Source organism: Microbispora catharanthi (assembly GCF_006334915.2).
GTDB lineage: Bacteria > Actinomycetota > Actinomycetes > Streptosporangiales > Streptosporangiaceae > Microbispora > Microbispora catharanthi.
In genome coordinates this window covers 36,591-49,716 of the sequence record NZ_VDMA02000038.1, presented here as the reverse complement: position 1 = coordinate 49,716, position 13,126 = coordinate 36,591, and the positions used below count along the sequence as shown (strand labels likewise).

At 74.2% G+C, this 13,126-nt stretch carries 11 protein-coding genes; 9 read left to right on the top strand and 2 right to left on the bottom strand.

What is annotated here, in order from left to right:
* The first annotated feature begins 159 nt into the window (after positions 1–159).
* The 3 genes from FH610_RS40630 to FH610_RS40620 all read left to right on the top strand — a co-directional run bounded on the left by FH610_RS40630 (position 160) and on the right by FH610_RS40620 (position 5,726).
* Positions 160–702, top strand: a complete 543-nt coding sequence (locus FH610_RS40630; protein WP_139580569.1) for a GNAT family N-acetyltransferase — start codon at positions 160–162, stop codon at positions 700–702.
* The gene (locus FH610_RS40625; protein WP_139580568.1) at positions 702–4,325 is read left to right on the top strand and encodes an ATP-binding protein; all 3,624 of its coding nucleotides are present in this window, start codon (positions 702–704) and stop codon (positions 4,323–4,325) included. The genes FH610_RS40630 and FH610_RS40625 overlap by 1 nt, the downstream gene beginning before the upstream one ends.
* A 120-nt stretch (positions 4,326–4,445) precedes the next feature.
* Positions 4,446–5,726, top strand: coding sequence for a cation diffusion facilitator family transporter (locus FH610_RS40620; protein ID WP_139580567.1), 1,281 nt, complete (start codon positions 4,446–4,448; stop codon positions 5,724–5,726).
* On the opposite strand, the gene FH610_RS40615 is transcribed toward FH610_RS40620, so the two are convergent.
* Together FH610_RS40615 and FH610_RS40610 are read right to left on the bottom strand one after the other, a co-directional pair.
* The gene (locus tag FH610_RS40615; protein WP_205826404.1) at positions 5,671–6,510 is read right to left on the bottom strand and encodes an SCO6745 family protein; all 840 of its coding nucleotides are present in this window, start codon (positions 6,508–6,510) and stop codon (positions 5,671–5,673) included. The two genes, FH610_RS40620 and FH610_RS40615, sit on opposite strands and share 56 nt — an antisense overlap.
* Positions 6,511–6,571: 61 nt before the next feature.
* On the bottom strand, positions 6,572–7,342 hold the full coding sequence (locus FH610_RS40610) for a sporulation protein (RefSeq protein ID WP_240809489.1): 771 nt from the start codon (positions 7,340–7,342) through the stop codon (positions 6,572–6,574).
* 133 nt (positions 7,343–7,475) lie between these two features.
* Between FH610_RS40610 and FH610_RS40605 the strand changes: the two genes are divergently transcribed.
* The 6 genes from FH610_RS40605 (at position 7,476) to FH610_RS40580 (ending at position 13,056) form a co-directional block, all read left to right on the top strand.
* Positions 7,476–7,799, top strand: coding sequence for a YciI family protein (locus FH610_RS40605; protein WP_139580565.1), 324 nt, complete (start codon positions 7,476–7,478; stop codon positions 7,797–7,799).
* Positions 7,796–9,031: an RNA polymerase sigma factor gene (locus FH610_RS40600; RefSeq protein ID WP_139580564.1), complete on the top strand. Its 1,236-nt coding sequence runs from the start codon at positions 7,796–7,798 to the stop codon at positions 9,029–9,031. The genes FH610_RS40605 and FH610_RS40600 overlap by 4 nt, the downstream gene beginning before the upstream one ends.
* A gap of 139 nt (positions 9,032–9,170) precedes the next feature.
* Positions 9,171–9,794: a maleylpyruvate isomerase family mycothiol-dependent enzyme gene (locus FH610_RS40595; RefSeq protein WP_139580563.1), complete on the top strand. Its 624-nt coding sequence runs from the start codon at positions 9,171–9,173 to the stop codon at positions 9,792–9,794.
* A gap of 156 nt (positions 9,795–9,950) precedes the next feature.
* Positions 9,951–11,249 (top strand): endo-1,4-beta-xylanase, encoded by a 1,299-nt coding sequence (locus FH610_RS40590; RefSeq protein ID WP_139580562.1) that lies wholly within the window; start codon positions 9,951–9,953, stop codon positions 11,247–11,249.
* A 143-nt stretch (positions 11,250–11,392) separates the two neighbouring features.
* Positions 11,393–11,791 (top strand): YciI family protein, encoded by a 399-nt coding sequence (locus FH610_RS40585; RefSeq protein ID WP_139580561.1) that lies wholly within the window; start codon positions 11,393–11,395, stop codon positions 11,789–11,791.
* Positions 11,788–13,056, top strand: coding sequence for an RNA polymerase sigma factor (locus FH610_RS40580; RefSeq protein ID WP_139580560.1), 1,269 nt, complete (start codon positions 11,788–11,790; stop codon positions 13,054–13,056). Before FH610_RS40585 ends, FH610_RS40580 begins: the two co-directional genes overlap by 4 nt.
* The last annotated feature ends 70 nt before the right edge of the window (positions 13,057–13,126 follow it).

The window sequence follows — 13,126 nt, the reverse complement described above, 5'->3', positions numbered from 1 at the left end:
ACGGCTTGATGAACTCCCACTCTTCGTCCGTCAACTGGGCCCGCGTCACACACGAGGACCTACCGGATCAGACCCGGCCACAACGGCAAATCCCAAGGATTGATCACAACCCGATACGCGCCCTAGGAGTGTCCAAGACAGCCCGCGCACGCTGGGGCGATGTCGTCGCCGTCGAAGAAGCGCCGGCCGCGGTACGCCGCGTCGCCGGGAACGTCACCGGGAACACTGCTGCTGCGCGAGGTGCCGGCGCACGCGGGCGCGCCGGGAGCCCGGATCATCGGACCGGCGCTGGAACACGTCCTGCGCGAGGCGCCGGCCGCCCGGTGCCGGCTCTACGTGCTGACCGACCTCGGCCGGCCGGCCGGCGCCGCCCCGCTCGCCGCCGCGCTGCTGGAGACCGGGGCGCCCCGGCACGTCCCGGAGTGGGCCCTGCTGCACGCGCTCACCGTGGCCGTGCCGCACCGCGGCCGGGGGTTGGGCCGCCGTCTGCTCGACGACCTGCTGATGGAGTTGCGCGCGGACGGCGTACGGGCCGTGTGGTTCCTCCCCGGGGCGGGGGACGACGACCTGCGCGCTCTGCTGGAGAGCGCCGGCTTCAGGGACGACACGGACCGCGGTCTCTCCCGCGAGAACGAGCGGACATATGGGTATGATGAGCCAGAAATCCGGCCCTGGGCCGCCTGGCTCTCTCGGGAGTTGTGATGCGCACAAGCATCGACGGCGCGCGGCTACCGGCGCCGCGCCCGGGCCTGGACGGCCGCCAGGGCCCCGCTCTGGACTTCCGCCTCCTCGGCACGCTGGAGGTCGCCGACGGCACGGGGACGCTCCTCGACCTGGGGCCTCGCAAGCAGCGGGCCGTGCTGGCGCTGCTGTTGCTGAACGCGCCCCATGTCGTGCCGCTCGACCAGCTCATCGACCGGCTGTGGCGGGACGAGCCGCCCTCCAGCGCCACGGGAACGCTCCAGGCGTACATCTCCCATCTGCGCAGGACGCTCGAACCCCGGCGCAGCCCGCGCTCCCCGGCCCGGGTCCTGCGTACGCGGGAGCCCGGCTACCTGCTGGACATCGAGCCGGACCAGGTCGACGCCGAGCGGTTCGGCCGGGCGGCCGAGGCCGCGCACGCCGCGTTGGCCGCGGGCCGTCCTGAGGAGGCCGAGCGGCTCCTGGTCCCGGCGCTGGCGCTGTGGCGGGGCGAGCCGCTGGCCGACCTGGCCGACGAGCCGTTCGCCCGGTCGACCGTCGCCCGCCTGAGCGAGACCCGCCTGCACGCGCTGACCGTACGCGCCGAGGCGTTGCTCGCGCTCGGACGGGCGGCCGAGGTGACGGTCGAGGTCGAGCGCCTGCTCGAACAGGACCCCTACCGCGAGGGCCTGTGGGCGCTGCTCATGCGGGCCCTCTACCGGGAGCGCAGGCAGGCCGAGGCGCTGTCCGCCTATCAGCGTTGCCGCACGCTGCTCGGCGACGAACTGGGCCTCGACCCGAGTCCCGAACTGCGGCGGCTGGAGCAGGCCATCCTCGTCCAGGACGAGTCCCTGGCGGGCATGTGGGCCCCCGTGGCCGCCGTGCCGCCGGAGCCGGCCCCAGGCGAGCGGGAAGGCACGGGCGCGGGCGTGCGTGGCGGCGCAGCGGAGGAGAACGCCGGGGACGAGAACGCCGGTGACGCGGCCGTGCCGGGACTGGTGGGGCGGGAGCCGCACCTGCGCCGGATCGCCGGGCGGCTCGACGACCTGCGCCGGGGCGTGGGCGGGGTGTTCCTGGTGAGCGGGGAGTCCGGCGTCGGCAAGACCCGCCTGGCGGAGGCCGCCGCGAGCATGGCGGCCGAGCGCGGGGCGGCGGTCGCCTGGAGCAGGTGCGTCGAGGGCAGCGGCGCCCCCGCGTTCTGGCCCTGGATCCAGGCGCTCAACGCCCTGGGTGCGGCCCCTGCTCCGGGAACACAGGCTTCGGGAACACAGGCTTTGGGAACGGCCCAGGCTCTCGCTGTGGACAGGGCTCCGGGAACCGGCGAGGCCGGGGAGGCGGGCGGCGACCTCGCCAGGCTCGCCCACCGCCTCTCGGACGGCGACCGTACGGACACGGCCGACCCCGACACCGCCCGGTTCCTGCTGCACGACAGCGTGGCGCGGGCGCTCGCGCGGCGGGCCTCCGCCGCCCCGGTGCTGGTCGTGGTGGAGGACCTGCACTGGGCCGACGCGGCCTCGCTGAAGCTGCTCACCTTCCTCGGCGCCGACCTGCACCGCGTCCCGCTCCTGGTCCTGGCCACCGTACGGCCCGAGCCGGCGGTGGACAGGCAGGCGCTGACCGAGGCGCTCGGCGAGCTGACCCGCCAGCGCGGCACCGAACGGATGACCGTCGCTCCGCTCACCCCCGAGCAGATCGCCGACTACCTGCGCGAGGCGGGATGGGCCGGCCCCGGGCCGGTGCTCGCCTCCGCGCTGCACGACAGGACCGGCGGCAACCCGTTCTTCCTGGGCGAACTGCTGCGCCTGCTGACCAGCACCCATCCCGACGGCCGGGTGGGTGTGGCGGACGTGCTCGCCCTGGCGGTGCCCGACGGCGTGCGCGACGTGATCAACCAGCGGGTGTCGCGGCTGCCGGAGGACTCCCAGACCCTGCTGCGGGCGGCCGCCGTGATCGGCAGGGACGTGGACGCCGACGTGCTGGAGACCGCGACCGGGGCCGGCGGCGCCCGGGTGATGATGCTGCTCGAACCGGCCGTCGCGACCGGGCTGCTGGTCGAGGTGGACGGCGGCTGGGACTACCGCTTCTCCCACGCACTGGTGCAGGAGGCGCTGTACTCCGGGCTTAGCCGCAGGCAGCGAGCCCAGCTCCACGGCCGGGTGGGCGAGGCCATCGAGACCCTGCGGTGGGGTGAGGCCGCGTCGCGGCTGCCCGCGCTGGCCCACCACTTCGGGCTGGCCGCCCGGGTCGGCTACGCGGACAAGGCCGTCTCGTACGCCATGGAGGCGGCGGGGCAGGCGACGGCCCGGCTCGCCTACGACGAGGCCGTCCTCTATTGGGAGCAGGCCCTCGACGCCTGCGCCGCCGGGCCCGCGGCCACCCGCTGCGCCCTGCTGATCGGCCTCGGCAAGGCCCGGCGGGTGACCGGCGATGTGGAGGGGGCGCGCGGGGCGCTGGACGAGGCCGTGACGCTCGCGACCGGCATCGGCGACGACGCCGCCGTCATCGAGGCGGCCACCGTCTTCGGCGGAGTCACTCTGTGGAACTGGCGCTCGTACGGCGTGGTGGACCAGCGCATGGTGACCGTGCTGGAGGACCAGCTCTCCCGGCTCGGCCCGGACGCCGTGCGCACCCGCGCGGAGCTGCTCGGCACGCTCGGCGTCGAGCTGTACTACGGCGACCGGCGCGAGGAGGGCCGCCGCCACGCTCTGGAGGCCGTGGAACTGGCCCGGCGCACCGGCGACCCCCTGCTGCTGGCCCGCACGCTGAACAACTTCGTCATCGCGGCCTGGACGCCCGAGCACGAGGAGGAGCGTTACCGGGCGGCCGAGGAGATGCTGGCACTCCCCGGCCTGCCCAGGGCCACCGAGATCGTCGCCCGCCTGCACCGCATGCCCAAGTTCCTGAAGGCGGGCATGCTCGCCGACTACGACGCCGAGCTGGCCCGCTGCCTGCGGCTCACCGCCGAAGTGCGGATGCCGGAGATCGAGACGCAGGTCGCGTACGCCGCGGCCGGGCGGGCGATGCTGGCGGGCGACTGGGCGGAGATGGACCGGCAGTCGGTCATCGGCACCGGCAGCTTCCGCCGCACGAGTCTGTGGGGGCCGGACGTCCTCAAGCTGATCTACGCCTTCTACGCCGACTGGTGCCAGGGACGGCCCAGCCCACTGCTGACGGACCTGGTCGAGGCCGCGGCCGACGATTCCAATATGATCGCGCGGCCCACGGCCGTCCTCGCCGCGCTGAAGGCGGGCGACCACGAGCTGGCCCATCGACTGATCGACCGCTGGGGCGCCGTGCGGCCACGCGACTGGACGTGGCAGTTCGTCGCCTGGCAGTGGGCCCTGGTCGCCGCCGAACTCGGCCGGCCCGACCCGCACGAGCTGCTCGGCGAGCTGCGGCCGATCGCCGGCGAGCTCATAACCATGGGCACGGGCTGCCTGTCGTGGGGAACGCTTCACGACGTGGTCGCCCGGCTCCTGCACCGGGCCGGCGATGTTCCGGCCGCCCTGGCGCACGCGGAGGCCGGGCGGGACGCCCACCGGCGGCTCGGCCTGCTCCATCTCATGAGCGGCAGCGAGGCGCTCCTGCGCGAGATCCGTGCGGTCGCGGGGGACGCCGGCCGCACCTGCGACGCGCCGGCCTGACGCCGGAGCGCCCGCAGGCGGGTCACCGGCGAACGGGGACAGGTGCGGGGCGTTCGCAACTGCGCCGTGGCTGCTCTTGTCGAGATGCTGCGGCGGATTTTCCACGGCATCGTGGGTGCCATGAGGCAGCGACAGACCGCCCCCGGCCACGGGCACGGGCACGGGCACGGGCACGGGCACGGGCACGGGCACGGGCACGGGCACGGGCACGGGCATGAACACGGTGTGACGACGCTCCGCGCACGGGTGGCGCACCTGCTGCGCCCGCACTCGCACGAGCCCGCCGACAAGGTCGACCCGGCGATGGAGTCGTCCGCGCGGGGGATGCGCGCGCTGTGGGTGTCGCTCGCCGGTCTCGGCGCGACCACGCTGGTCCAGGCGGCGGTGGTGGCCCTGTCGGGGTCGGTGGCGCTGCTGGGCGACACCCTGCACAACGCGGCCGACGCCCTGACCGCCGTGCCGCTCGGGATCGCCTTCCTGCTCGGCCGCCGTCCGCCCAACCGCCGCTACACCTACGGCTACGGACGGGCCGAGGACCTGGCCGGCGTGGTCATCGTCGTGACGATCGCCGCATCCTCGATCGCCGCGGCGTACGCCGCGATCGGGCGGCTCCTGGAGCCCCGAGAGGTCTCCCACCTGTGGGCCGTCGCGGCGGCGGCGCTGGCGGGCTTCGCCGGGAACGAGCTGGTCGCCCGCCATCGCATCCGCGTCGGGCGTGAGATCGGCTCGGCGGCCCTCGTCGCCGACGGGCTGCACGCCCGCGCCGACGGTTTCACCTCACTGGCCGTGCTGGCCGGAGCCGGAGGGGCGGCCCTGGGCTGGACCTGGGCCGACCCCGCCGTCGGCCTGCTCATCACGGTCGCGATCCTGATGGTGCTGCGGCAGGCGGCGCGGGAGGTGTACCGGCGGCTGATGGACGCCGTCGACCCCGCTCTCGTGGACCGTGCCGAGGCGACCCTGCGGGGCACCCCCGGCGTGCTCGGCCTGGGCCAGGTGCGGCTGCGCTGGATCGGCCACCGGCTCAGGGCCGAGTGCGAGGTCGTCGTCGACCCGGCGGCCACGGTCGTCGAGGCCCATCGGGTCGCGGCCGAGGCCGAGCACAACCTGATCCACGCCATCCCCCGGCTGACGGCCGCCATCGTGCACGCCGACCCGCTGCCCCACGACGGTGTGGACCACCACGCCGTCCTCCACGGCCACCGGCACGACCATCCTCCGGCCGGCCGTTCTTCGACCGGCCCTTCTCCGGCCGGCCTCGTCCGGCACCCCCCGGCTGACCCCGCGCGAGACACGCCGCGCCGCGGACCGAATGCGTTCAGGGCCGGGGCGTTCAGGGCCAGGGCGTTCAGAGGCGGGGCATGGCCATCGCGTTGGGGAAGGGCACCCCTCCCCCGTCGATGATCCGGGTGGCGAGCGGGCGCAGGAGGTGCGCGAGCCGGGCCGCCCCCGCCTCGCCCAGGGCGTCCATCGGCGCCCGGGCGAGACGCTCGGTGGCGGCCTCGACGGCGTCGCGCTCGCGCCGGCCCTTCTCGGTCACGGCTCCCTCGCGGTCGAGGACGCCGCGCTCGCGCAGCCGGTCGGCCGCGGCCCGCCACTCCTCCTCGGTCCACCCCCGGTAGGCCCGCTGCTCGGGCGGCACGAGCCCGAGCGCCGACGCGACGACGTTGGCCTCGCAGCCGTCCACCCCCGCGGTGACCAGGGCGGCCACGTGCCCGTCGCCGCGGAACTCGCGCAACGCGGTGAGCGCGTGCCACAGCGCCGCGAGCGGCTCGCCGGGCGGCGGCAGGGCGGCGTGCGCCGCGAACAGCACCCGCCCGGCGGCGGGGCAGGCCTCCACCGCGGTCCCGGCCAGGCCCGCGGCCTCCCGCACGTCCGGGTGATCGGCGAGGTCGCCGAGCAGACGGCGCAGGCACCGGCCGGCCACCTCCAGGCGCGCCGCCAGCACCTCCTCCGGTGGGCAGAACCGCCAGGCGTCGGGGATCGCCCGGGCGACCATCGAGGGGGCGAAGTTGTAGAACGCGGCGGTCACGACCTGCGGGGAGACCGGGCCGAGCGCGGCGGACCTGGAGGCGAAATACCCCATCCAGAAGCCCCTGAGGCCCGCGGCGGCGTAGACCTCCTTCGCCTCGGGCGCGAAGTAGACCGGTGCGTGGCAGCACTCGGCCAGCCGCCAGATCTCGTCCATGCCCGCCAGGCTAGATCACCCCGTACGGCTCCCGCCGGGTGGGCGGGAGCCGCACGGGACATCAGAACCAGCCGCGGCGCCGGGCCATCGCGGCGAGGCCGTCGCGCAGCGCCTGCTCCACCCTGCCGGGGTGGTCGCCGTACCCGACGCGGAAGCGGTTGTAGACGTCGTGGCTGGAGGTGAGGAAGCCGCCCCGCTTGTCGGCCTCCAGGATCACGTCCATCGAGTGCGGTCCGGCGATGAAGGTCAGCTCCAGCTCGTTGAAGTGGCGCCGCCACTCCGGACCGGCGTGATACTCGATCTCCTGGTAGAACGGCATGGTCGAGCCCCGGAGCGTGCCGCGCTCCAGGTCGGCCCGCTTGAAGTGGAAGCCCATGTGGACGAGCGCCCCCAGCAGGTGGTCCTGCGCGGGCAGCGGGTTGACGTACAGCGAGTCGAGGTCGCCCTTGTCGAGCGCGCCCGCGAGCGCCAGCTCGGTGGCCACGCCGAGCCGCATGCCGGGCAGCGGGCGCCCGCCGACCGCGCTGACCGGCGTCTCCCACGGCACCGGGATCGCGAACGGCAGCGTGCGGGCCTCCCCCGCGCGCAGGTCGAACGGCCCGGACACCGGCGCCCGCAGGAAACTGTAGGTCGCGTGGTGTTCCTGGTCGCCGCGCTCGACCTCCACGACGGCGGTGAAGTCGACGGTGATCCCGTCCACCTTGTGGTCGGACGATCCGCCCCTGAAGCGGACCTCGCCGTACAGGGTCTCCCCCGGGCGCACGTGCGGGTCGCGCAGCACCGTGTCGACCTCGACGCCGGCCCCGATCGCGGCCATCAGCTTGCGGAACACCGATCACTCCCTTGGTCGCGGGTCGTTCACCGCTGCCAACGACCCGTCCCCGCCGCCCGGTTCCCCGTGTGTCCATTCCGGCCGCCCCCGTTCGTCGTACGGACATGATGGGATACCGGCCTGAGGAGGACGCATGAAGTACGTGCTGCTGATCTGCGGCGACGAGTCGGCGGCGGAGCACGCCGACGACGGGTGCGGCGGATGGTCGGAGAAGATGGTGGAGCGCGGCGTGCTCCGGGGAGGCGCCGGGCTGCGCCCGCCGAGCGACGCCACCACGCTGCGGGTGCGCGAGGGCGAGGTGCTGCTGTCGGACGGGCCGTTCGCCGAGACCAAGGAGCAACTCGGCGGATTCTGCCTGATCGAGTGCGCCGACCTCGACGAGGCCATCGAGATCGCCGCCGCCCATCCCGCCGCGGCGTACGGCACGATCGAGATCCGGCCGCTCATAGACCTGTGACGCCGCCGGTCGAGGCCGCCGTCGACCGGGCCTTCCGGGAGGAGTGGGGGCAGGTCGTGGCCACCCTCATCCGCTGGACCGGCGACTGGGACCTGGCCGAGGAGTGCGCGCAGGACGCCTTCGCCCAGGCCCTGCGGACCTGGCGGCGCGACGGCGTGCCGCGCCGGCCCGGGGCGTGGCTGACCACCGCAGCACGCAACCGGGCCGTGGACCTGCTGCGCCGCGAGGCCACCGGCGCCGCCAAGCTACGGGAGGTGGCGGGCGTGCTCAGGATGGATGACGACGACGCCGTCGACGAGCCGGACGTGCCGGACGACCGGTTGCGACTGATCTTCACCTGTTGCCACCCGGCGCTCGCGCTGGAGGCCAGGGTGGCGCTGACCCTGCGCACCCTCGCCGGGCTCGGCACGACCGAGATCGCGCGGGCGTTCCTGGTCGGCGAGCAGGCGATGGCCAAGCGGCTGGCCCGGGCCAAGCAGAAGATCAGGCACGCGGGCATCCCCTACCGGGTGCCGCCCGCGCACCTGCTGCCCGAGCGCCTCCCGGCGGTGCTCGCCGTGCTGTATCTGCTGTTCAACGAGGGCTACTCGGCGACGGCCGGCGCCGACCTCGTACGGCACGACCTCTCGGCCGAGGCGATCCGCCTGGCCCGGGTGCTGGTCCGGCTGATGCCGGACGAGCCCGAGGCGGCGGGCCTGCTCGCGCTGATGCTGCTGCACCACGCGCGCCGCGCCGCCCGCCTCGACGAGGCCGGCGACCTGGTGGTGCTGGAGGACCAGGACCGCGACCGGTGGGACGCCGGCCAGATCGCCGAGGGCGTGGCCCTGCTGGACGGCACGCTGCGGCGGGGGCGGCCCGGCCCCTACCAGGTGCAGGCCGCCATCGCCGCCTGCCACGCCACCGCGGCCCGCCCGGAGGACACGGACTGGGCGCAGATCGCCGTGCTGTACGCGCGGCTCGCGCGGCTGGTCCCCTCGCCCGTCGTGGAGCTGAACCGCGCGGTGGCGGTCGGCATGGCGCACGGCCCGGCCGCGGGCCTGGCGCTGGTCGACGCCCTGCGGGAGACGGGCGCCCTGGCCGGCTACCACCTGCTGCCCGCGGCCCGCGCCGACCTGCTGCGCCGCCTGGGCCGTACGGCCGAGGCCGCCGACGCCTACCGGGAGGCGGCCGGCCTGGCCGCCACCGACGCCGAGCGCCGCTACCTCGCCCGTCGCCTCGCCGCCCTCGGCTGACGCTTCGGCGTCAGGTCCGGTGGCGATCGCCCCGGCTTCCCCTGTGTTCTTCCCTGTAGGCGGGGAGGGTGTCCATCCGGGCCGTGTCCGTTCGTCGGGTGGGCGTACGGACGGACACGACCGGAAGGGCGACGAACGAATGGACACCGATATCCGGCAGCAGATCGCGGCGGAACGCCGCGAACTGGCGGACCTGCTGAGCGAGCTGCCGCCGCACTCGTGGGACGCCCCCTCACTGTGCGCGGGGTGGCGGGTGCGGGAGGTGGTGGCCCACATGACGATGCCCTACCGGCACTCCGGGCTGAGCGTGCTGGCCGGTCTCGTCAGGGCCCGGGGAAACTTCGACCGGCTGGCCGACCGGCTCGCCCGCCGGGACGCGGCGGCGCTCGGCCCGCGAGAGCTGACCGCGTGCCTGCGGGACAACGCCGAGCATCCCTGGCGCCCTCCGGGCGGCGGCTACGCGGGGGCGCTGTCGCACGACGTGATCCACGGCATGGACATCACCGTGGCGCTCGGGATCGACCGGCGGGTTCCCGGCGACCGGCTGCGCGTCCTGCTCGACAACGCGCTGTCCCCACGGAGCCGCAGGTATTTCGGCGTCGACCTGGACGGCGTCGAGCTGCGCGCGGACGACGTCGACTGGTCGCTCGGAACGGGCACCCCGCTGTCCGGCGCCGCGCAGGACCTGGTGCTGGTCCTGTGCGGCCGCCGGCTGCCCGAGGGACGGCTGCGCGGGGAGCCCGCCGCCCGCTTCATCCACTGAACGCGCTACTTCGGCCGTTGATCGCATCGATGGAGAGGTCTGTGTGCTTTCGAGCGTCGAGAGCGTTAACGTGCTCGGGATCACAGACCTCTCCGGCGGGGGCGAGGAGGCTCCCGGAGGGGACTTCTCCGCTTGAGCATCCCTGGAGGCCTCTCGATGTCGTCCCACCCTGCTTCCGGCTCCGGGGCCGTCGACCCCGACCCGCTGATCAGGAAGCACCGCACCGCCGGCGCCACGCTCACCGTGACCGCGAACGGCGCGCCCCTCGCCGATCAGGAGGTGGTCGTCGCGCAGCGCGGGCACAAGTTCCTGTTCGGCTGCATCGGGTTCGATTTCATCCCGCTGGCCAACGGTGAGACCGCGACCGACACCGGCGAGCGGCGGTCGCTCGGCGAGGCTCCTGCGGCCGGGTCCCAGCAGGTCGCCGACCTGTGGTTCGACCTGTTCAACTTCGCCACGCTGCCCTTCTACTGGGGGCAGTTCGAGCCGGTCCGGGGCCGCCCGGACACCGAGCGGCTGCTCACCACGGCGCGGTGGTTCGCCGACCGGGGCGTCCCGGTCAAGGGGCACCCGCTCGCCTGGCACACCGAGACCGCCGACTGGCTGACGGACCTGTCGAACGCCGAGATCGCCAAGGCCCAGGTGGACCGCATCCGGCGCGACATGACCGACTTCGCGGGCCTGATCGACATGTGGGACGTCATCAACGAGGTCGTGATCATGCCGATCTTCGACAAGTACGACAACGGCATCACCCGGATCTGCCGGGAGATGGGCCGGATCCCGATGGTCCGGATGGTCTTCGACGCGGCCCGCGAGGCCAATCCCCACGCCACGCTGCTGCTCAACGACTTCGACATGTCCGCGGCGTACGAGTGCCTGATCGAGGGTGTGCTGGAGGCGGGCATAAAGATCGACGTGCTCGGCCTGCAGAGCCACATGCACCAGGGTTACTGGGGCGAGGAGAAGACGCTCGCCACGATCGACCGCTTCGCGCGGTACGGCCTGCCCATCCACTTCACCGAGACGACGATCGTCTCCGGCCACATCATGCCGGAGGAGATCGTCGACCTGAACGACTACCAGATCCCCGAGTGGCCGACCACGCCCGAGGGCGAGGCTCGCCAGGCCGACGAGGTCGTGCGCCACTACAAGACCCTGCTGTCCCACCCTGCCGTGGAGGCCATGACGTACTGGGGCCTGTCGGACGGCGGCTGGCTCGGCGCGCCGGGCGGCTTCGTCCGTGCCGACGGCACTCCCAAGCCGTCGTACGACGCGCTGCGCTCGCTCGTCAAGGGCGAGTGGTGGCTGCCTCCGACGACGATGGTCACCGACGCGGACGGCCGCGTCCGCTTCGACGGCTTCCTCGGCGAGTACGAGATCACGGCCGGCGGCCGGTCCGTCACGTTCACACTGGACGAGCCCGGAGACGCCGAGGTGGCCGTGTCCCTCTGAGCCGTGTCCCTCTGAGCCGTGTCCCTGCAATCGGCTGGGAGGAATCTCTGAGATTTCTACGGCAGGATGTCGAGAATCGGGGAGCCGGCTTCTACCCAGGGGTGAGCGCGCCCACGAGGGGCGGGCGGCAGGAGGAGCGCGACATGAAGTACATGCTGCTGATGCAGTTCGGCCCGCAGAGCGGCATCTCCTCGGTGGACACCTGGTCGCCGGAGGACATCAAGGCGCACATCGAGTTCATGCACGACGTGAACCGCGGGCTCGTCGAGGCCGGCGAGTTCGTGGACGCCCAGGGGCTGGCGATGCCCGACCAGGCGCGGATCGTGCGAGCCGGCGAGGGCGGAGTCCCCGTCGTCACCGACGGCCCGTTCCCCGAGACGAAGGAGTTCCTGGTCGGTTACTGGATCATCGACTGCGAGGGGGCCGAGCGTGCGTACGAGCTGGCGGGCCGCATCTCGACGGCGCCCGGCCTGAACGGCGAGCCGCTCAACATGCCCATCGAGGTGCGTCAGGTGATGGCGGCTCCGCCTCAGGAACTGTGAACGCCCCGCACCCGCACGTCGACGACCTGCTGCGCCCGCTGGCGCCGCAGGTCGTCGGCGTGCTCACCCGCAGGTTCGGCGACTTCGACGCGGCCGAGGACGCGGTCCAGGAGGCGCTGCTCGACGCCCTCGCCCAGTGGCCCGCCGAGGGCGTGCCGGACAACCCGAAGAGCTGGCTGGTCCAGGTCGCCCACCGGCGGATGATCGAGCAGGTGCGGGGCGAGCAGGCACGCCGCCGCCGCGAGGAACTGGTGGCCGCGCGGGCTCCCGCCGACCATTGGGCCTCCCCGGCAGCCGACCTGGCGCACGAGGCGGACGGGGACGACACGCTCGTCATGCTGTTCCTGAGCTGTCACCCCGCGCTGACGCCGGCGTCCGCCATCGCCCTGACGCTGCGCGCCGTCGGCGGGCTGACCACGGCCGAGATCGGCAGAGCCTTCATGGTGCCCGAGGCGACGATGGCGCAGCGGATCAGCCGGGCGAAGCAGCGCATCAGGGCGTCGGGGGTGCCGTTCCGCATGCCGGAGCCGGAGGAGCGCTCGGCGCGGCTCGCCGCCGTGCTGCACGTGCTCTACCTCATCTTCAACGAGGGGTACGCCGCCAGCGGCGGCCTCGGCCTGCACCGCGTCGAGCTGTCCCGCGAGGCGATCCGGCTGGCCAGGACGCTGCACCGCCTGCTGCGGGGTTTCCCGCACGGTGACTGCGAGGCGGCCGGGCTGCTCGCGCTGATGCTGCTGACCGACGCCCGGCGACCCGCCAGGACCGGTCCGGGCGGCGTCCCCGTCCCGCTGGCGGAGCAGGACCGCGGCCTGTGGGACCGCGAGGCGATCGCCGAGGGCACGGCGCTGCTCACGGCCGCCCTGCACCAGGGTGCCGCCGGGCCCTACCAGATCCAGGCGGCGATCGCCGCGGTGCACGACGAGGCGGCGACCGCCGAGGAGACCGACTGGCCGCAGATCCTCGCGTTGTACGGCCTGCTGGAGCGCATGTCGCCCAACCCGATGGTCTCCCTCAACCGCGCCGTCGCCGCCGCCATGGTGCACGGCCCCGCCGCCGGGCTGGCCCTGCTCGAACCGCTGGCCGGCGGCCCGCTGACGGGGCACCACCGCCTGCACGCGGCGCGCGCGCACCTGCTGGAGATGGCCGGCGACCTCACGGCGGCCGTCGAGGACTACCGCGCGGCGGCGAGCCTCACGGCCAGCCTGCCCGAGCGCGGCTACCTGACCGCCCGCGCCGCCCGTCTCGGCGTCTCTCCGGGCCCGTGACGGGACGTCCGTCTCCACGGACATGACGGCCGTCTCAGCACGTGGACCGCGGCGGCGCACCGGCGCCCGC

Excerpts from the sequence above, each read along its gene's own strand:
- FH610_RS40630 (WP_139580569.1), top strand. The coding sequence starts at position 160 with ATGTCGTCGCCGTCGAAGAAGCGCCGGCCGCGGTACGCCGCGTCGCCG.
- FH610_RS40625 (WP_139580568.1), top strand. The coding sequence starts at position 702 with ATGCGCACAAGCATCGACGGCGCGCGGCTACCGGCGCCGCGCCCGGGC.
- FH610_RS40620 (WP_139580567.1), top strand. The coding sequence starts at position 4,446 with ATGAGGCAGCGACAGACCGCCCCCGGCCACGGGCACGGGCACGGGCAC.
- FH610_RS40615 (WP_205826404.1), bottom strand. The coding sequence starts at position 6,510 with ATGGACGAGATCTGGCGGCTGGCCGAGTGCTGCCACGCACCGGTCTAC.
- FH610_RS40605 (WP_139580565.1), top strand. The coding sequence starts at position 7,476 with ATGAAGTACGTGCTGCTGATCTGCGGCGACGAGTCGGCGGCGGAGCAC.
- FH610_RS40595 (WP_139580563.1), top strand. The coding sequence starts at position 9,171 with ATGGACACCGATATCCGGCAGCAGATCGCGGCGGAACGCCGCGAACTG.
- FH610_RS40590 (WP_139580562.1), top strand. The coding sequence starts at position 9,951 with ATGTCGTCCCACCCTGCTTCCGGCTCCGGGGCCGTCGACCCCGACCCG.
- FH610_RS40585 (WP_139580561.1), top strand. The coding sequence starts at position 11,393 with ATGAAGTACATGCTGCTGATGCAGTTCGGCCCGCAGAGCGGCATCTCC.